The following is a 20740-nucleotide window of genomic DNA, read 5'->3' as shown; positions in this document are numbered from 1 at the left end:
CAGCTTTTATTTCATCCGAATTACGGATATCTAGAATCTACGATAACTCTGATAGGAGGCTCACTATGAAAGAAATAGTACTGGATGAACAAGTGTGGACAAAGGCTTGGCGCGAAGACCCGCTTACGGCCGTAGCCCGGATGAAAAAAGCCGGCATGGACCCCGCTCATACATTCGACAGTAAAGCCAAAACGTTCAACGAGCAGGTGTGGAATGAAGAAGGCCGCCAACGGGCCAAACGGATTATGAATTGGCTGGAAGGGCAGGGGGTTGCTTTTGAGGGTCAAGCTGTACTGGATATCGGTGCTGCATCGGGGGGCTTCAGCGTGCCGTTCGCCGAAAGAGGGGCCTGTGTAACCTCTGTAGAGCCCAGTCTGCCTTTGGCCGAATTGCTGCAGCACAACGCAGCAAAGATTACACACGGAAGCGTCAGCCTCGTTGCCCGGCCTTTCGAAGACATCGACATTCAGGCAGAGGGCTGGGACCAGGCCTTTGATCTCGTCTTTGTGTCGATGTGTCCGGTCATCGAGGACTGGGAGAGTGTGGAAAGGGTGCTGGGCTGTGCGCGGAAATTCTGCTATATCAGCATGTCCGTAGGTCCACGCGAGCACAGCCTCGTGCAGGAGCTATGGCCGCTGGTTACGGACCGGGCAATGGACAGCGAGCAGATGGAGTATGCTTATCTGCTGCAGCTGCTGCTGCTGAAGGGTTATGCGTTTGAGTCGATTGTTACCCGAGAAATGAAGACGTCGACGCTTACCCGTGAAGCCGCGCTGGAGGAAGCCATGCATTTGTTCCATTTATATGGATTGCCTGCAGACGAGCGAAGCCGGCAAATCGCTGCCGATTATCTGGAGCGGACCTATCCGTCAGGGCAGGTAGAGATCTCGCAGGGCGGACGATTCGGCAAGGTGCTGATCCGGCTGCAGGACCAGAATATGTATACCCGAGAGCTTTAATTGCCAGACATATCGTTCGAGACAGTGGTTCCCGGCAGGGAATCACTGTTTTTGTGATGCAGGCTCGAATCTTACAAGCGCAGGGGCTTTTTCTCCATTCACCGCCACCGGAGGGGATGATATGATTCCTATTAATGTAAAGAAGGAAGGGAGAACCCAATAGATGAGCGACAAGCATTTTTACGGTACAGCGTTTGATATGGAGGAAATTGCTGCCCCGCAATTCCCGGATCTAATCTTGCGCGCAGAGGCCTTCCGGCCCGCTGGCCCTGGGCGGGAATCCGATTCAGGCGCGATTCAAAGAGCGGTCGATGCCTGCTCCGGACAGGGGGGCGGAACGGTCATCGTGTCTGCGGGAGAATGGAGATCAGGACCCATCCACCTGAGAAACAGCATTCATCTAGCGGTTGAAAAGGGGGCTGTAATTCATTTCAGTGATGCGCCTGCCGACTATCTGCCGCCGGTGTTCACTCGCTGGGAGGGGATGGAGTGCTACAATTATTCCCCGCTGATCTATGCCAGAGATTGCGAGAATATAGCCGTAACCGGCGAAGGGACGCTGAACGGAAACGGCGAGGCATGGTGGCACTGGAAGCAGCTGCAGCAGACGGCGGCAGACAAGCTGTGCTATGCCGAAAGCGAGAGGATTCCCGTGGAACAGCGGATATTCGGTACCGAGCAGGATGCGCTGCGGCCGTCTTTTATCCAGCCGGTTCACTGCAGAAATGTGTGGATTGAAGGACTCTCCATCCATAATGGCCCCCAGTGGACGATTCATCCGGTCTACTGCGAGAATGTCATTATCCGGCGGGTGAAGGTCGTAAGCTGCGGCCCCAATACGGACGGTCTGAATCCGGATTCCTGCCGCAATGTGCTGATAGAGGACTCCAGCTTCGAGACAGGCGATGATTGCATCGCGATCAATTCCGGCATGAATGAAGACGGCTGGCGGGTCAATAAGCCATGCGAGAACATTGTCATCCGGAATTGTACAATGAAGGAAGGGCATGGCGGACTGGTTATCGGCAGCGGCATGTCGGGAGGCGTCCGGAATGTGTATGCCCACCACTGCACAATCAGCGGCGGAGACCGCGGCATCCGGCTTAAATCCATGCGCGGCCGCGGGGGCTTTGTGGAGAATATCCGGTTCGAGCAAATCGAGATCAACGAGGTAAGGGAAGAGGCCGTGCAAATCAATATGTATTATGGTTACAGCACAGTCGTACCCAAGACGGATGCGCCTTCTATTTTCAGGCAAATCCACATTCAGGATATTTCTGGCGAGGGTGCGCGGATTGCTGTGGAAATCAAAGGCTTGCCCGAGCAGCGCCTCAGCGATATCGAGCTTCATAATATTCGCTTGCGCGCTGAGAATGCGCTCATTTGCAGCGATGTCGAGAGTATCGTGCTGAATAATATTGATGTGCAGGCCATCAATAAGAGTGTGGAAATCAGTAATGTTGGACGGCTTAAGCTGGAGAACTTCAGGGTGCGCTAGTAGATAAGACATGACTGCGGGGAGTTGAGCAGGGCATGGACTGGAAAGTAAACGGACTGAATGGACTGGATAGACTGAACAGGTCGTAGGACAAACGGACTGAACAGGCCGAGCGGAACGATCAGATCTAACGACCTAACGGCAACCAAAACTCAGATAATTCAATAAAACTGCCCCTGGCAGCCATTTCATACGCATGGCTTTAGGGGCAGCTTCATGGTCAAGCTTCCGGCGCGTTAACCATAGCTTCTATGCTAACCGGGGCAAGAAGCTCATTCGCTCCAGGACCGGTAGATCCGCCGCACTTCCCGGAACGACTGCTTGGGCTTGCGGTACTCGTTGACAAGACCCTTGTTATTGAACCCGCGGGCCCGGTCACGGAAGTGGCGGCTGCTGCTCTTCAGATCGCCGCGGATATCGGCGAACTGCCAGATGAAGGTACCTCCGATCTTCGGATCGCTCCTGAAGATGTCCAGCGCCTCCGCTACAATCTGCGCCTGGTAATCCTCGCTGAACAATCTGGGCTCCCAGCCCACGTCCCCGAACAATCCGGCCCCGCCGAACTCGGTCATTAGCACAGCTTTATCTCCTGCTCCCAATTGCCGGGCACGCTCATGGAACTGCTCCAGCATAGCCTTGAAGCCCCCGACTTCTCCTTCATACCAGCCGAAATACTTATTAATCCCGATAACGTCGAAGAGAGGCAACAGGATGTCTTCCAGCGGATGCATGGTGGCATAGGTTACCAGTCTGGAGGTGTCCTGCTCCTTCACCGCCTGAATCAGTCGTTCCGTCAGGGCATAAGCCTCCGGGGTACGGGTGTCGATCTCATTATGTACCGACCAGAAGACCACGGACGGATGATGAATATGCAGGCCAATCATTTCGCGGATCATGGTCAGCGCCCGCTCCTGGAACAGCGGTTCACTTACGGTATCATTCGGCAGTAAAGCCCCCCAGATCGGGATTTCACTCCAGAATACGATCCCGTGTTCATCGAGCAGGTCCAGCCAATACGGGCTTTGCGGATAATGTGAGCCGCGGACCGAATTGCAGCCCAGCTCCAGAATGATGTCCAGTTCCTTGTGCATCAGCTTTGGCGGGAAAGCGAAGCCCCATTCGGGATGCTCCTCATGCCGGTTAACGCCCTTGAGATATACCGGCTGCCCGTTGATCAGAATCCGCTGGTCCTTCGTTTCAATCCGCCGGAAGCCGACCCGCTCAATTTGGTCATCTTCGTCGATCCGCGCCTGAACCGTATATAATTCGGGCTGCCCAACATTCCACAGACGCACTCCAGTCCACTGAAGGTCAGCCGTATAAGTGACGGTTCCCCCTGCTTCCACAACAATTTGCTCCGACTGGAGCTCTTGTCCGCCTTCGATCAGCGTCAGCCGGGTCGTCTGCTGTGCCTGGGCAAGCGAACGGATTTGCACCTGTACACTTACGTTGGCATCGGTGCCGCTGAGTTCATACCCGATCTTGAACTGCTGGATGAACAGCTCCGGCAAATACTGCAGCTCGACGGAACGGATAATGCCGCCATAATGAAACCAATCCACATTTTCCGTCGGAATCGTCAGCCGGTCCAGGGTGCTATCGGTCCTTACTATAAGCTCATGCTCTCCTGCAGCAAGGGAAGGGATAATAAATTCAATAGGCGTATACCCGCCATAGTGATACCCCAGATGCTTCCCGTCCAGATATACATCGGCGTGGCCAAGCACAGCATGCAGGATCAGCCGGACATGCCGGGTGTGGTCCAATTGCAGCTTGGTCCGGCACCAGCCGACGCCTTCATAGTCGTACAAACCGAGCTCATTATTCCAGCAGGAAGGAACATAGAGAGATTGTGTGTCTTGTGGAAATCGCTCATACCATTTCTCTTGTATGCCCACATTCTCCGGATCTTTGGCAAAATCCCACGGACCGTCCAAAAGCTCTGTTCTGCGGAGCTGATGTTCGCGAAAGGTTCTGATCAATTGCGCTCCTCCTCGTTATAGCTGCCCTTTACCAGTATTATAAAGATTTCTTGATCATACGGATCGTATCATGTACAGTTCAGGTATTGAATAGAAAAAAACACGAAGCACTTGTATAAATCGCGCTTATCTACAGCAAGGAGGAATGATCGTGCAGGAGCTTGGATACAACCTGAACGACCTTATCGTGCACATCCATTTTGCCTTTGACAAGGTCACCTATCCCGGCTGGGAGGACATCCGCAATCTGGTAAATGTGCACAGCCTGTACTGGATACATGAGGGAGAGGGGACCTTCCTGACGAATACGGAACACCGTGTGCAGACCGGAATGCTTGTTTATTTAAAGCCCGGCCTGAAAATGTCGATGCGCTCGGAGACCAGCGCACCGCTGCGGATTACCATGCTGCTGTTCGACTGTGCGGAGCTGGTATACGATGCAGTGTGGAAAGAAGTGAAGCCTGTCGGGAAGCTGATGCTTCCTTTCATCAGCCAGTTCAATGAAGAACAGGTAGAGGAATTAAGCCGGTTGTTCCGGGAATTCCACCATGAATGGTCACCGGCGCTCCCTGCCGGGACGGCCGTCTCGAAGGCCAAGCTGCAGCTTCTGCTGCACAAGCTTCATCAGACCACACAGGCGGATTGGAGCCTGATGGAATCCGGTGCCTTCGCTGCCTTCGAGGGAATCAAGAGACAGCTGGAGAACAACGCCAAAGAGAACCTCCGCATCGAACAGCTAGCCGAGGAGCACAGCATTTCCGCTTCATACCTACGAAAGCTGTTCCTGAAATATACCGGCATGGGACCCAAGGAGTATCATATGCACATCCGTAACCAGCACGCCTGCGGCTATCTCGTCTATACGGATTATCCGGTGAAGGAAATTGCCAAGCTGTGCGGCTTTTACGAGGAATATCATTTCAGCAAAATGTTCAAGCAGCTTAACGGCCTCTCCCCGAGCGCCTACCGCTGCAGCAGAAGAAAGAACGAATAATGCGTAGCCACCTCTCGATAGTCCTGCGCGGTACCTGCGGTGAGGCCCTGCCGGAATTCCGGCACGGTAAGAATATAGTCCATGAAGTGCCGAAGATCATTAATTTCCTTCCACGCCCGCTTACGTTACATTGGAATTAGCCTGCAAAGGATACTGCGACGAAGACGATAGGAGTGAGCAGCGTGGAACAGCTTGGTAGAACAACTATAGTGCTCAGTGAAGGATGGAAATTTCAGATGGACCCTGAAGGAACAGGGCTTGTGGAGGGCTGGGCGGGCTCCGGACTGCCGGCTCCCGAAGCGGTAGATGTCCCGCATACCTGGAATGTGCAGCCGGCATCAGAGAATTACCGCGGGCTGGGCTGGTACGAGAGCCGCTTCCAGACTCCGGAGCTTCGGCCGGGGGGACGGGTGTGGCTTGATTTCGAAGCCGTCTATCACGATGCCGCCATCTGGATTAACGGGGAACTGGCGGGCAGTCATCTCAACTCGGGTTACACCGCCTTCAGAATTGAAGCAACGCCGTTCATCATCGCCGGAGCAGAGAATCTGCTGGTCGTATCCGCCGATAACGGGAACAGCGAGACGGCTCTGCCCAGAGGCAACAGCTTTGATTGGGCCGATGACGGCGGAATCATACGTGAAGTAACAATGTCAATCACCGGCGAAGCGGCTATAGATGCTGTTTTTATCCAGGCGGCTCCGCTGCTGCCAGGTAGTGGTCAATCCGAAGCCACCGGCGTAATTACAGGGACGCTTACGCTCCATCAAGGACTGCATGCTGCCGGGCAGGAGCTCCAGCTTGAGCTGCTGCTGCAGCGGAAGGGCGACACGGTATGGGCGGGTTCACATACGACTGCTTATCCAAGCGGCATTATACAACTGCCGGAGATTAGAGTCGGCGGCATCGAGCTTTGGCATTTTGATCATCCCCATTTGTATGAATTCACGGTGCGAATTGTAGCCGGAGGACAAGTGCAGGATGAAGTGACGAAGAGCATCGGGTTCCGTGAATTCAAGGCGGAAGGCAGCCGGTTTCTGCTGAACGGAGAGCCCGTAAGATTGGCCGGCGTGGAATGGATGCCGGGCTCCCGCCCGGATACAGGAATGGCCGAATCGGAAGAGGATATCATGCGGGTATTGCAGCAGCTTAAGCTGGCTAACTGCGTATTTACTCGTTTTCATTGGCAGCAAAGCGAACGGCTGCTGGAATGGTGTGACCGCTACGGAATTCTGGTCCAGGAAGAAATCCCGCTGTGGCAGCAGCCTGCCGAGCCCGCCGGAGAGACGGCGGCGCTGGTGCAGCAGCAGCTATACGAGATGATCTCCCGCCACAACCATCATCCCAGTGTGATCGCCTGGGGAGTCGGCAACGAGCTGGACGGGCAGTCCCGGGTAACGGTTCGTTTTGTTGAAGATATGAAAGCATTTATCCACAGTCTGGATTCCTCCCGGATGGTGAATTACGTGAGCAACACCGTACATCTCGATCCGGCTGCCGACGCCACCGGTGCAGGCGATGCCATTATGTGGAACGATTATATCGGGACCTGGCACGGTGAGCATGATATGGACGAGACGGTGCAGCGAATGATCGCGGCCTATCCGGACAAACCGATTGTCGTGTCGGAGTTTGGCTTGTGCGAGCCGGCCTTTAGCGGCGGCGATGAGCGGCGCAGGGAGCAGCTGCTTGAAAAAATGGATATCTACCGCAAAATTCCGAACATTGCCGGGATGATCTATTTCAACCTCAACGATTACCGCACCCAAATGGGCGAGGAAGGTGAGGGACGGCTGCGCCAGCGCGTGCATGGGGTAACCGATCTTTACGGGAACGAGAAGCCGTCTTATCGTCTGCTGCAGGAGGTATCGGCACCGGTCAGGCTTGAGGTGGTACACAGCGGCAGCGGTTCCGCCAGAATTCTGCTCTGCCGAGTGACCTGCAGCCATGAGCTTCCCGCGTATTCTGTTGCCGGATACCGGTTGCTCTTGTCTGTAGCGGAAAGCGAAGGAGAGAATAGCTTTGAAATTCCGCCATTGGCTCCGGGTGAACAGACGGAGATTGCCGTGGAGACGCAAGGCCTATCCGGCAGGGTTCATGCAGAAATCCGCCGGCCCGGCGGTTTCCAAGTGCTTGAACAGTGGATAAAGCTGTAAATAGCTTAATAACGGTTCGTACTTATATCCCCCGGTATGGGGGATGTTTGCTTTTTGCGACAAGATTTTAACCTTCAGGCGACGGGAACGTCATTTCCGGGCTGTCCGGTCTGATTATACTGTCTGTATAGCATCTGGAGAGGGGGGCAGGTCGATGAAATCAATGGTTTACCCGATAGCAGGAGTACTCGCTGTTCTGCTGATAGCAGCAGTAATGGCCACCAGGGGAATGTCCGGCTTGGAAGACGGAAGCAAGGGGATTCGGCAGGAGACTGGCAGCACATCCTCTCTCGGGAACCCTGTAACGCATGAAGGGAGGACAGCTCTAGCCGCAGCGCCAGCAGAGAGCCCGGGAATCGCAGCGCCTGAAGGGAGCCTGCTAACCGCAGTGCCAGAAAAGAGCCCGGTTATCGCAGAACCTGAAGGGAGTGAGGTAATTTCTGCCGGTAACACTCACCCTAAATCGCGCGAAATGGCTTCTGTGGAGATGATCCCGCTGGACTGGCAGCCTGCCGGAATACCGTCGGTGTCTTCCGTGGATGGCCTGCCTGCAGGCGCAGCGGTCATTTCTGAGGTGCAGGTAGAGGGTTTCGAACATGTGGGGGTCATATTTTACACACTTGCTGGCGATGATGATTATATTTATGCGGATTTAACAACACAGCAGGGGCATTATGAGCTTGGTGATATCGGCACTTATAACTACCGCCGTCCTGAAGATCTGCATGCAAATGCTGCGGATTTGTTCGGCGGAAGACTGCTGAAGGTCGTCGGAGGACTCGGAGCGAACAATACTCTAAGCAGCTATTACCGGATCGGCGCCGACGGCCGGCCGGCAGGAGTCCTGCGGGTCGACACTGGCCATACCGCCGAACGGGATCTGGACGGGGACGGAAATGCGGAGGCCGTCGCCGCCCACGGACTGCCGATGACCGCCTATGCCTACCGCTGGCATGATGGACGCGCAGAGGAGGCCTGTATTAACGATGCCTTGCAAGCGGATTCCGTCATGCTGCGGAACGATCTGGTCTACGAGGCCTCGGATATCGGTTCTACAGAGATCCGGGAATACCGGATGAAGCCGGACGGGTTAATTCCGGTGCGGATGCCAGCGAAATAGAGTCCCGTTCAGCCCTTGAGCTTATTCCGGTAATCGGTGGGCGAGAGCCCGTTGATCTTGCGGAACAGCCGAGAGAAATAATACGGGTCCTTGAAGCCGAGGGCATGGCAGATTTCCTTGATGCTGAGCGTAGTGAGATCAAGAAGCTGGCTCGCACGCCGCATCTTCAGCCGCAGATAGTAGTCGATCGGGGCAAACCCGACGGAGCTTTTGAACAGATGATTGAGATGCTGCTTGGAGATCTGGGTATATTGGGCAATTTCATCCAGTGTCAGGCTGTCCTCCAGTTTCAGATTCATCAGATGAATGGCGGATTCGATATATTGCCGTTGACGGTCCTCGTCCTCACGGTCCGGGAGCAGCCCGAGCAGGCTCATGGCGTAGGCGGCCGTCTGCATGGCGAGAATCTGGTGCGAAGCGGAGTAAGCCCCGCCCGAGAGCAGGTCGAAGCACTGGTGGAACAGCGAGATGAATTTGTCGGAATCAGGGGCGGCAAGCGTCAGTGGCCCTAGCCCTCCCTTCAACAGAGCAGAGTAATCCCCGGCCTGTTCACCTTGGAAATGAAACCAGTAAATCGTCCATGGCTGCTCGCTCTCCGTCCAGTATGAGTGCGGCGTATCTGCCGGGATGACGATCAGCTGGCGATCGGTCAGCACATGCTGGGCGCCGTTCATGGTCACAAGACCTCTTCCTTCTGCACAATAGATCAGAATGCAGGTATCACAGCCCTCCGGCCGCTCCCTGTAATGATACTGTGCCCGCGGGAAAAAGCCGATATCCGTTATGTACAGTCTCTTGTTCAGCGGGTGGGCGACAATTTGCTCCAGCAAATACGCTGGGAGGACGATGATTTTCTCCGATTCGAAGCCTTCGGTTTTCTTCACAGGTACAGACACTCCTTTCGGTCGGATCAGAGATAGTATAGACCGAAACAAGAGAATAGTCCATTATGTTGCGAACTTCGTGAATTGTGGCCAGTACAGCGCTCCTGTAATGTTGAGGTATAAGTTAACTTCGCACACAGGAGTGATTGTGTTAGGCGCGAGGAGCCGAACAGTGCCCAGGAAGCAATCAGCAGCTATAATAAGGTAGCGGGTGTCCGGCCGGTCTACCGGCCGCCGGCAGCTTCAGCTTGCAGTGCAGCCGGGCCCGCATGGAGGTGTATGATGAGCAGACCGATACGTTTTGGATTAATCGGGCTGGGCTGGCGCGGGGAGCAGTATGTGCGGATTGCCCGCCAGCTTCCGCAATGGTTCGAGCCCGCCGGGGTGGTTGTACGCAATCCGGACAAATACCGCGACCTTGCCGCTAGGCTGGGCCTCAGGCTCTGCCGGACGCCGCAGGAGCTCGCACGGGATTGCGACTTTGTGGTGGCGGCTGTCGCCAAAGCGGCCGCGCCCGCTGTGCTGGCAGAGCTTGCCGCGCACGGCATTCCGGTGCTGGCCGAGACGCCGCCGGCCCATGATAGTGCCGCGCTGCGGCAGATGGAGGCAGTCGCTGCGCAGAGCCCGCGTATTCAGGTAGCGGAGCAGTATCCGCTGCTGCCGCATCATGCCGCCCGGAGCGCGCTAATCCGCTCCGGGGCCCTGGGCGAAGTGCGGCATGTGCAGGTATCCGCAGGGCACGGCTATCACGGCATCGCGCTGATCCGCCGCTGGCTGGATCTTAGGGATGAACGCTGCAGGATCGTGGCCCAGCAGTTCACGCATCCGGTGCTGGAGGTGCCTGTCCGGGGCCGGGATACCGGAGACGGAGTGGAGCTGGAGCGGCACGACATTGCATTATTATCCTTCGAGGGCGGCAAGAGCGCCGTCTATGATTTTACGCGCTCGCAATACTTCTCCCCCCTGCGGCAGAACCGGGTTCTGATCCGTGGCTCGCACGGAGAGATCCGGGACAATGAGGTGACCCGCAGCTTGGACAGCGGAATGTTCGACACCCTCACCATCCGCCGCATCCAGGACGGTATGGAGGGGAGTCTGGCTCCATTGTCGCTGCGGGAGCTGTGGGCAGGTTCCGAGCGGCTGTACATCAGCCCGTTCTACCCGGCTCCGCTGTCCGATGAAGAGCTGGCGATTGCCGAAACGCTCGTCCGGATGGATGATTACATCAGAACCGGTACAAGCTTCTATTCTCTCACCGAAGCCTTGGTTGATGTCCGCCTGTCGCTGGCGATAGAGACGGCAATTGCTTCAGGTGTACCCGTTACTGCTCCGTAAAGCACCTGAAATCAGCCGCCTTGCGCAGTTGGGCACCAACAGACTGGCCAAATAAGACCGCCCTGTATAAGGCGGTCTTGTTGGCGTTCTTCGTTCAATGCCTTAACAATACAGCTTCCGGTATTGAATGGGGGTTAATTGCTCGTGCTTTTTAAAGACAGTGCTGAAATAATTGGCGTCCTCGAAACCGGCCAGAAAGGCGATTTCTTTTACCGGCATCAGGGGATGCTGCAGCAGCAGCTCCTTGCTCTTCTTGATCCGGACCGAATGGATATATTGAAAGATCCGGATATGGGTCGTCTTTTTGAAGACGGTACATAAATGCTGCGGCGTAATCCCCATAACCCCGGCCATAGCCTCCAGCGTCAGCGGCTTGTGGGAGTTGCGGTCGATATAATCCAGCAGCGGCTTCAGCCGGAGATTCAGGCTCGATGCGCTGGCATCCGGCGTCGTTGAGGCGAATTGGATAACATCCGTCAGGAACGTATACATGTGAGCGGACCACTGCAGATTCTTCAGGGCGTAATCCGACTGCTGGAGATCCATCATGCCCTGGATTTTTGCCAAAAAAAGCTCCGGCCTGGACGTATACATCACTCCCGAAGCCTGCAGCCCGGCCTGCTTCAACAAAGCTTCCACCTGATGACCGTCGAAGACGAGCCAGTTCACGACCCAGGAGGAGGTGACGGCATAATACTCATGCGCAGCCCCTTTGAACAGCAGCATTGCAGTTCCTTCCTTGACCCGGAAGGTCCGCCCGCCGGTAAGCAATTCACCCTCGCCTTCCACGCATTGAATCCACTGATACAGATAACCGTCCGGATTGTTGATATGCTCCTGATTCCAATGGACTCCCGCATCGACAAGATAGAAGGGCAGTTGTTTATCCTTTTCGGTCAGGACCGGAAACAGCCGTTTGTGCATAAGACCACCTTAATATTTGTATGTATTGATTCGTGAAGTTCAGGTTAAACCTTCGTCTTCTTATTGTATAACCTGATTAACTAAGTCTATGAGGTCAGAAACCTTTAATTTGTAATCACCTAACTGATCCAAGTTCCCATTAATGTAATAAACATATCCGGCCAAAAAACCATTCTCACCCATCCACCAGATGGATTGGCTTGTCTCATCTATAAATTTTCAGTTTGATCGTTACTGCTACAGCCACATAATAAGGTAATCAACATCAGAAATCCAAAAGAAAATCTCTTTATTAATTCTCCTTTCTTAGTACCCTGCTGACACAGGACCCCTTATGTTGTAAACCGGCCTTTTGTGAAACGAAGAAACGACTGCCCATATCTTTTATATTCTCAGTCTAACACTTAAATCACTGTGTCTCATCCTTTTTGATAGTTTTGTACAAGAGAAAGTTAAGATTGAACATTCATTCATCCAGTCTAAGCTTGTTAGGATGGAAGAGAACCATATCCAGTCGATTGGAGGCTTATTGTCGATGAATATCCAGTTTCATACACCGGCCGTCTACTGGACGGATGCGCTGCCTGTGGGGAACGGCAAGCTCGGAGCCATGGTGTTCGGCGGTATAGAGAAGGAACGGATTGCGCTGAACGAAGATACGCTTTGGTCTGGTTATCCCCGGGACTGGAACAATCCCAGGGCCAGGGAAGTTCTGCCGCAAATCCGCAGGCTGATTGCAGACAAGCGGTATGAAGAGGCCGACAGCCTCTGTAAAGAGATGATGGGGCCCTACACCCAGTCCTATCTTCCGCTGGGTGACCTGAACATCACTATGGAGCATGGACAGGCTGCCAACCGGGGGACATACCGCAAAAAGCTGGACCTCTCGACCGGCGTTGTCACCGTCCAATATGAGCTTGGCGGCGTCCAGTACACCCGTGAGGTCTTCGCATCGTATCCGGACCAGATTCTTATTGTCCGGCTGACGGCGAGCCGGGAAGGGGCGCTCAGCTTTCGTGCCGCACTGGACAGTCCGCTTCGCCACGAGACTCAGGCCGGCGAAGACCAATACATCCTCTTTGGCCAGGCACCGGAGCATGTGAATCCGAATTATCATGATGACGGTGAGCCTGTCCGCTACGGCGAAACCGGCACATCCAGAGGATTAAGATTCCAGGGACGGCTTGCCGTGGTACAGGAAGGCGGGACCATCAGCTCGGGAGCCGCAGGCCTGCAGATTACGGGCGCCAATACAGCGCTTCTGCTCTTCAGCGCAGCGACCAGCTTCGATCCAGTCCTTCGGGCAAGCAGCCCGGATATCCACCCGGAGCTCATCACAGCCGCAGCCGTTGCCGCCGCACTTGGCAAGAGTTACGCAGACTTGCTGCAAGCCCATCTGCAGGATCACCGGCAACTATTCAACCGGGTGGAATTGCGGCTCGGCGAGAGCAAGGCGCCTGCCGATATGCCGACAGACCGGCGGATTGCCGAATTCGGCAGCAGCGACCCCGGGCTGGTCGAGCTGTTGTTTCATTACGGCAGATATCTGCTGATCGCAAGCTCCCGGCCGGGATCACAGCCGGCCACGCTGCAGGGAATATGGAATCAGGATACACGTCCGCCCTGGAGCAGCAATTATACCCTTAACATCAATACTGAAATGAATTACTGGCCGGCGGAGACCTGCAATATGGCGGAGCTGCATCAGCCGCTGCTGGATTTCATCGGCAGCCTGGCGGTGAACGGCAGGAAGACCGCTGAAATCAATTACGGCGCCCGGGGGTGGGTTGCGCATCATAATACAGATCTGTGGGGGCAGACGGCACCGGTTGGCGCTTATGGGGCAGGCGATCCGGTGTGGGCTTTCTGGCCGATGGGCGCCGTGTGGCTAACGCAGCATTTATGGGAGCATTACGCTTTTGGCCTGGACGATAAGTTCTTGCGTGAAACAGCTTATCCGGTCATGAAAGCGGCGGCGCTCTTCTGTCTGGACTGGCTGATTGAAGATCATGAAGGCTATCTCATAACATCGCCTTCAACTTCACCAGAGCATAAGTTTAGGGTTGGGGATCAGCAACATGCAGTCGGCGCGGCAACGGCGATGGATATAGCGCTGATCACGGAACTGTTCGACAACTGCGTGGCCGCGGCGGAACGGCTGCTTATGGATAATGAATTTGCGGCGAATCTTAAGCTTCAGCGGAAACGTCTGCGCCCATTATCCATTGGAGAAGCAAACCGCCTGCAGGAGTGGTCGGAGGATTTCCGGGAGGAGGATGTGCATCACCGCCATGTGTCCCATCTGGTAGGCGTATATCCCGGCAGGCTGATCTCCGAAAAGGCGGCGCCTGAATATTACAGCGCGGCCAGAACCTCGCTTGAAATCCGCGGAGATAACGGTACGGGCTGGAGCCTTGGCTGGAAAATCGGCTTATGGGCCCGATTCAAGGACGGCAACCGTGCCGAACGGCTGATCACCAACCTGCTGACCCTGGTTAAGGAGAACGAACCGGCTCATCACCGGAAGGCGGAGGGCGGGGTTTATGCCAATCTGTTCGATGCTCATCCGCCATTCCAGATCGACGGCAATTTTGCCGCCACCTCCGGCATCGCCGAGATGCTGCTGCAGTCGCATCAGGACTTCCTGGAGCTGCTGCCGGCGCTGCCTGACTGCTGGCCGGACGGATACGTGAAAGGTCTGCGGGCCCGCGGGGGCTACACAGTCGATGTGGAGTGGAGCAGCGGAAGGCTGTCCAAGGCTGTGATTACAGCGTCCCGGACACAGCACTGCCGATTGCTTGCCGCCCGGAACATGCAAATATCCACAGAGGGCAAACCGGTGGACGGCATTCACTCTGCCGGCGGCGTTTTGGATTTTCCTGTAACGTCAGGGAAGCACTATGTAGTTACGATTATTTAACTGCGGTAATCAAGGCGGGTATAATCTGCAAGTGCTGCATGATGTATTATTATTTATATTTTTATCTGTTTTTTAGCGTTCACTTTTTTGACACCAAATTGTAAAATGAAGGGAACGGGGTAAGCGGCGCTTTTCATCCTTTACAGCATGGCATCCGGCAGAGTGGCGAAATAGCCCCTGTATTGCTTTTTTACATGTAATAGAAGCAAAAAGCTAACAGAATGCCAAAAGGAGGATGAACAATGACAAGCATGCTTCCCCCCAGGAAAATCCTTGTGCTCGGAGGGGACGGATTCTGCGGCTGGCCGACCAGTCTCCACCTGTCCAGCTTGGGTTATGACGTTATCATTATCGATAACCTCTCCAGAAGACAGATCGATCATGAGCTGGAGACGAGTTCCTTGACGCCGATCCAGCCGATTGACGTCCGCCTTAAGGCCTGGGAAGAGGTCTCGGGACGGCGGATTCCCCACTACCTGCTGAATGTCGCCGAAGATTACAGCGGTCTGCTGGAAATAATCCGGCAGGAGGAGCCCGATGTAATTATTCATTTTGCCGAGCAGCGTTCCGCACCTTATTCCATGAAATCCCCACGCCTCAAGTGCTACACGGTCAACAACAATATCAATGCTACCCATAATGTTCTATGTGCTATCGTTGAAAGCGGTCTGGATATCCATCTGATCCATTTGGGAACCATGGGCGTCTACGGGTATGGAACGGCGAAGATGCAAATTCCGGAGGGCTACCTGGAGGTGGAGGTCACGACCGAGACCGGAGAGAAGGTCCACCAGGATATTCTGTATCCGACGAATCCCGATTCGGTGTACCACATGACCAAGTCGCTGGATCAGCTGCTGTTCCTGTATTACAACAAGAATGACAAGCTGCGCATCACCGACCTTCACCAGGGAATCGTCTGGGGTACGCATACCCGGGAAACGCTGCTTGACGAACGGCTGGTCAACCGTTTTGATTATGACGGAGATTATGGAACGGTGCTGAACCGGTTCCTGATCCAGGCGGCCGTCGGCCATCCGCTCACTGTACATGGTACGGGCGGGCAGACACGGGCTTTTATCCACATCCAGGATACGGTACGGTGCATACAGCTTGCCGTGGAGCATCCCCCGGAAGCCGGAGACCGGGTGCTGATTATGAACCAGATGACCGAAACTCACCGGGTCAAAGATTTGGCCGAGCTCGTGAGCCGGCTGACCGGCAGTGAAATCCTGTACGTGGCGAATCCAAGACAGGAACCGGCAGAGAATGAGTTCCATGTTAACAATAATCTGTTTTTATCCAAAGGGCTTCTTCCCACTACCCTGAACGAAGGGGTTATGCTGGAGATCAGCGAGATCGCGAAGAAATATGCGGGCTTTGCAGATATTTCCAAAATCCCTGCCACGAGCACATGGACCAGGCGGCAGGAGCCGGGGGTGCTTGCGATTCCCGAGGAGATGGTGTAGACCGCCACAATTCCCTCATGCGATGAAAAAGAATTATAGCTATAGAGCAGCGTTCTTCCCTATCAGGGAGAATTGCTGCTTTTTTTGTTTTCGGGAAAATCTCTCTGCGACGGCAGCGGCGCAATTTACATTGTTTACATTGCGCTATCCGATTTCGCCATCTCCGTTAATATTCATTGACTAGAGTACAAGAAGCTATAAACTTTTAAATTTAATAAAAATCTGTAGCACAGGAGTGAACTAAACTTGAATTCTACCGGCAAAACTGTGTTAACTCTGCTGCTTGCAGCCGAGCTCGTTCTGAGCACCGCCCTCCCGGGAGGCCCTGTGAGTGCGGAGGCTGCTGTACTGCCCGGCACACCCTACACGGCGGACGGCAGCTATGATGTAACCGTTCCCCATATTATGGTGAACCAGGTGTACGGAGGCGGGGACGCCGATACGACCGGAGGCTATTTCTCCCACGGATTCATCGAACTGTATAACCCAACCGCAGCTGCCGTCAATCTGCAGGGCTGGTCGCTGCAATACTCCGATCCGCTGAACCCGGGTGTTTGGAGCAAGCTGGAGCTGACGGGAACGATTCAGCCCTACTCCTCTTATCTGGTGACCGACAGCAAGAATAATCCTTCCTATCAGGTGAACATCAGCGGGCAAGGCGACCAGGTGTGGGAGGATGCCGTGTTCTACAACAAAGGGATGAAGGTAGTGCTGCTGAGCAGTTCCGGATTGCTGACCTCCGTCAACCCGTTTGCAGACAAGCCGGAAGGGTATGTCGATATGATCGGCACAGCCGGCAATGACAATGGTTCGGTCATCGACGGATACGAAACCGATTATCCAACCGGCAAATCCGAAGGCACTTCGAAACAGAAATCGGTCCGGCGCGATGATTTCCGGGATTCGGACAACAACAAAGCCGATCTGGATCAGATCAGCTTTGAATCGCTCAGTCCGGCAGATATGCTCGTGATGAAGCCGCACAGCAGCAAGGACGGCAGCTGGGGCGCCGTGGTTCCGCAGCTTGGCGTCGACAGCACGCCGCTGCCGGCGGCGGCAGCCGGTAAGCCCTATACGGCAACCTTATCCGTCTATGGCGGAATAGCGCCGTATTCGCTGGAAGCAGCAGGCCTGCCCGCTGGTCTGGCGCTGGACGGCAGCACCGGCGTAATCAGCGGTACACCGCTGGAAGCCGGAACAACCACAGTCACTTACTCGGTATACGACAGCTCGGTTCCCCGCCTTAATGTCACAGGCAGCCTTACCCTTACGGTAAACGAAGCTCCGGTACTGACGGAGGACCGTATCAGCATCACCAAGCTGGGAGGTTATTCGGTCGGCACAACCAACGCCGACGGCGGGGTGGCGGAGATTGTGAAGTACAACCCGGATAACGGCAGATTCTATCTGGTGAACGGCTCCACGCAACCGGCGACGGTCGATATCGTCGATCTGAAGGACGGCCGCCAGCCGGAGAAGCTGGCCAGCATTAACATTGAAGCCCTCGCGGAGACCGGCGGCTTCACTTACGGCGACCTGACCAGCATTGACATCAATACCGCCGCCAAGCGGATTGCCGTTTCCGTCCAGGAAGAGGATGCCATGGCTCCGGGCAAAATCCTCGTGCTCGACTAGACGGCCAGGTGCTGGCCACCTACCAGGCCGGCGTGCAGCCCGATATGGTCAAATACACAGCGGACGGCCGCTACATTCTGACTGCCGATGAAGCGGAGCCGCGGACACTGGAAGGCGACCCGGAAGGCAGCGTGACCATTGTCGATACACAGACCGGCGCCATTACGGCCGTGAAATTCGACCAGCCGGAGCTGATCGACGATCTCGTCCATATCCGCGGCGCGGTGGACCCTGATACGAAGCTCATTACCGGTTCCGGTGCGAAGGAGGATGCGGTACGCGATCTGGAGCCGGAATTCATCACACTTGCCGATGATCAGAAGACGGCCTATGTCTCGCTGCAGGAGAATAACGCCATTGCAGCTCTGGACATCGCATCCGGCAAGCTGCTGTGGGTGAAGGGGCTCGGCTTCAAGGACCTGAGCCAGCCGGGCAACGCCCTTGATCTGAAGAATGACAGCGAAATCCAACTGGAGAATGTGCCGTTCTACGGAGTGTACATGCCGGATGGCATCGCCCAATACACGGTGGAGGGCAAGACCTATCTGTTCACGGCGAACGAAGGCGATGCCACAGAGTGGGACAGCAAAGAGAACGCCAGCACAGTCGGCAAGCTGAAGGCTTCACTGAATCCGGATTCTCCGGCTGCCGCTTTCCTGAACTCCACTACGGCATACGACAAAGTGGAGGCCATGACAGACATGGGCAACGACAGCATCTATATGTACGGGGCACGGTCGTTCTCAGTATGGAACGCCGCCACAATGAAACAGGTCTATGACAGCGGCAGTGATTTTGAGCGGATTACCGGAGAAGGCCTGCCGGACTACTTCAATGCCAGCAACAGCAACACAACGCTGGACAGCCGCAGCACGAAAAAGGGCCCGGAGCCGGAGTACGTGGAGATCGGCCAGGTGGGACAGCGGGCGCTGGCCTTCACCGGACTGGAGCGGATCGGCGGCATCATGACCTATGATGTGACCAACCCGGAGCAGCCGGAGTTCGTGAATTACACCAATTCGCGTGAGTTTACGCCAAAGAATAATCTCAATACCGACACTGGTCCGGAGGGCATTGAATTCATTCCGGCAGACGAGAGTCCGACTGGACTGCCCCTGGTGCTGGTGGCCAATGAGGTGGGCGGCACCGTCGCTGTCTATCAGATCAATGTGACGAAGCTGACGCTGGACCGCAGTGCGCTGTCGCTTACGGCAGGCGGTGCAGCGGCTACACTTAACGTCACAGCGGAAGCACCGTCTGGCGGCACAGCCGGAACCCTGAACTGGGTCAGCTCCGATGCTGAAGTGGCCGCCATCGATCCGAACGGAAAGGTTACTCCGCTGAAGGCGGGTACAGTAACCGTGTCTGTATACAGCGAAGACGGGTATGGTGCAGCGAAGGCAGATGTGACAGTTGCGGCGGCAACGACCCAGCCGACGCCAACACCGGAGCCAAGTGCAACGCCTTCGCCTGCTCCTACCGCAGCGCCTGGAGGAAGCACGAACACCGGCCCGGCCTCGGCTGCACCTTCGCCAAGCGCCACTCCGGCACTAACCGGTGTTACGCAGAGCGGTAACCAGGTGATTGTTCCGCTCACAGGTACAACCGATACCAGCGGTACGCTTGTGGTCCCGGTAACGGAAGCTGCGGCTCAGGCGGCACTGCAGACTGCCGCAGGAGATAGCGGCGAGCTGGTATTCCGGATAGAAGCCTCCGGCAGCGCTACGGGCGGACCGGTGCAGGTCCAGGTTCCGGCAGCGGTGTGGTCATTGCTGGCTTCCGGCAGCAAGGCCAAAGTCGGTTTCGATACGCCACAAGGCAAGGTTAGCTTCGACGCAGCTGCGCTGGCATCGGTGCAGACGGGCAGCGCCGGCGGGGCGGTGACGCTGACCGTATCCTCCGGCTCCGGAGCCGCCTATGGCGTCATCGGCAGCCGCCCGGTACGGGTACTCCGCCTGCAGGCCGGCGGACAGCCGGTCAGCAGCTTCGGCCCCGGCAGCGTGCAGGTCAGCATCCCGTACACGGCGGCAGCCGGTGAAGATGGTAATGCGCTGGCCGCGTATTACATTACGGACGGCGGGCAACCGTCAGCCCTGCCGGTGAGCAGCTATAATGCAGCATCCGGTCAGCTGACGTTCCGCACGAAGCATTTCTCCACGTTCGGCGTGGGATATCATAAGCTGTCCTTCGGCGATACTGCGGGTAATTTCGCCGAGGCTTCCATTACAACGCTGGCGGCGCGCGGCATTATCTCCGGTGTCGGCGCAGACCAGTTCGCGCCGAAGGGCACGCTCAGCCGCGGCGACGCCGCGCTGCTGCTGGCCCGGCTGGCCGGAGCCGACCTGAGCGCCGGCCCGGCCGCAGCCTTCCAGGACGTTCACTCTGCCGATTATTACAGCCAGGCTGTGGCCTGGGCGGCGGATAACGGCATCGTGAACGGCACCGGCGGCGGCATGTTCGCGCCGCGCGCCCAGGTCACCCGCGAGCAGCTCGCGGTGATGCTGCTCCGGTTGACGGAGCAGCAGGGCTGGGCGCTGCCGCAGGCTGTTTCGGCGGGCGGGAGCTTCGCCGACCAGAGCGCGATCAGCGCCTACGCTGCGGAGGCTGTCGCGGCCTTGAGCCAGGCCGGGATCATCTCCGGCCGGACCGCAGCAAGCGGCGGCGTGGCGTTTGCGCCGCAATCTTCCGCCAGCCGCGCCGAGACCGCGCATATGCTGGCGGCATTGCTCAAGCTTGTGCAATAACGGAACAAGCTGCAGGCGAAGCGGATTGTTCACTGGGATACTACAGCCAGCGTAATCTGCACTTCAAGTAAATGCAGACGAGCAAGAGCGGCGATTCTCCTGTTACAGGAGGATCGCCGC

At 55.9% G+C, this 20740-nt stretch carries 13 protein-coding genes; 10 read left to right on the top strand and 3 right to left on the bottom strand.

Annotated elements, in window-relative coordinates:
• Positions 1-65: 65 nt before the first annotated feature.
• Positions 66-959 (top strand): class I SAM-dependent methyltransferase, encoded by an 894-nt coding sequence (locus tag F1379_RS15750; RefSeq protein WP_150271414.1) that lies wholly within the window; start codon positions 66-68, stop codon positions 957-959.
• Positions 960-1122: 163 nt separating this feature from the next.
• Positions 1123-2457 (top strand): glycoside hydrolase family 28 protein, encoded by a 1335-nt coding sequence (locus F1379_RS15745; protein WP_150271412.1) that lies wholly within the window; start codon positions 1123-1125, stop codon positions 2455-2457.
• A gap of 272 nt (positions 2458-2729) precedes the next feature.
• Here the strand turns inward: F1379_RS15745 and F1379_RS15740 are convergent, their stop codons facing one another.
• A complete protein-coding gene (locus tag F1379_RS15740) occupies positions 2730-4439 on the bottom strand; it encodes a glycoside hydrolase family 2 protein (RefSeq protein WP_150271410.1) in 1710 nt (569 codons plus the stop codon).
• A 151-nt stretch (positions 4440-4590) separates the two neighbouring features.
• On the opposite strand from F1379_RS15740, the gene F1379_RS15735 reads away from it, so the two are divergent.
• The 3 genes from F1379_RS15735 (at position 4591) to F1379_RS15725 (ending at position 8709) form a co-directional block, all read left to right on the top strand.
• Complete coding sequence (locus tag F1379_RS15735; protein WP_162551180.1) at positions 4591-5433, top strand: helix-turn-helix transcriptional regulator; 843 nt, start codon at positions 4591-4593, stop codon at positions 5431-5433.
• Between the two features lie 182 nt (positions 5434-5615).
• Positions 5616-7589 carry a glycoside hydrolase family 2 protein gene (locus tag F1379_RS15730; RefSeq protein WP_150271406.1) on the top strand — a complete coding sequence of 658 codons (1974 nt, stop codon included), beginning with the start codon at positions 5616-5618 and terminating at the stop codon, positions 7587-7589.
• Between the two features lie 154 nt (positions 7590-7743).
• The gene (locus F1379_RS15725; RefSeq protein WP_150271403.1) at positions 7744-8709 is read left to right on the top strand and encodes a hypothetical protein; all 966 of its coding nucleotides are present in this window, start codon (positions 7744-7746) and stop codon (positions 8707-8709) included.
• 8 nt (positions 8710-8717) lie between these two features.
• Here the strand turns inward: F1379_RS15725 and F1379_RS15720 are convergent, their stop codons facing one another.
• Positions 8718-9593, bottom strand: coding sequence for an AraC family transcriptional regulator (locus tag F1379_RS15720; protein WP_150271401.1), 876 nt, complete (start codon positions 9591-9593; stop codon positions 8718-8720).
• A 282-nt stretch (positions 9594-9875) separates the two neighbouring features.
• Between F1379_RS15720 and F1379_RS15715 the strand changes: the two genes are divergently transcribed.
• Complete coding sequence (locus F1379_RS15715) at positions 9876-10928, top strand: Gfo/Idh/MocA family protein (RefSeq protein ID WP_162551179.1); 1053 nt, start codon at positions 9876-9878, stop codon at positions 10926-10928.
• 102 nt (positions 10929-11030) lie between these two features.
• Here the strand turns inward: F1379_RS15715 and F1379_RS15710 are convergent, their stop codons facing one another.
• A complete protein-coding gene (locus tag F1379_RS15710) occupies positions 11031-11852 on the bottom strand; it encodes an AraC family transcriptional regulator (RefSeq protein WP_150271397.1) in 822 nt (273 codons plus the stop codon).
• A gap of 535 nt (positions 11853-12387) precedes the next feature.
• On the opposite strand from F1379_RS15710, the gene F1379_RS15705 reads away from it, so the two are divergent.
• From F1379_RS15705 to F1379_RS15690, 4 genes are all read left to right on the top strand, one after another.
• A complete protein-coding gene (locus F1379_RS15705; protein WP_150271395.1) occupies positions 12388-14772 on the top strand; it encodes a glycoside hydrolase family 95 protein in 2385 nt (794 codons plus the stop codon).
• Between the two features lie 242 nt (positions 14773-15014).
• Positions 15015-16241 carry an NAD-dependent epimerase/dehydratase family protein gene (locus tag F1379_RS15700; RefSeq protein WP_203457111.1) on the top strand — a complete coding sequence of 409 codons (1227 nt, stop codon included), beginning with the start codon at positions 15015-15017 and terminating at the stop codon, positions 16239-16241.
• 246 nt (positions 16242-16487) lie between these two features.
• Positions 16488-17876: a lamin tail domain-containing protein gene (locus F1379_RS15695; RefSeq protein ID WP_150271393.1), complete on the top strand. Its 1389-nt coding sequence runs from the start codon at positions 16488-16490 to the stop codon at positions 17874-17876.
• Between the two features lie 8 nt (positions 17877-17884).
• Positions 17885-20620 carry a choice-of-anchor I family protein gene (locus tag F1379_RS15690; protein WP_150271391.1) on the top strand — a complete coding sequence of 912 codons (2736 nt, stop codon included), beginning with the start codon at positions 17885-17887 and terminating at the stop codon, positions 20618-20620.
• The last annotated feature ends 120 nt before the right edge of the window (positions 20621-20740 follow it).

Source organism: Paenibacillus tepidiphilus (genome assembly GCF_008635795.1).
Classification (GTDB): domain Bacteria; phylum Bacillota; class Bacilli; order Paenibacillales; family Paenibacillaceae; genus Paenibacillus_AQ; species Paenibacillus_AQ tepidiphilus.
Note: the sequence above shows the minus strand (reverse complement) of the source record. Positions and strands in the feature narration are given on the sequence as shown.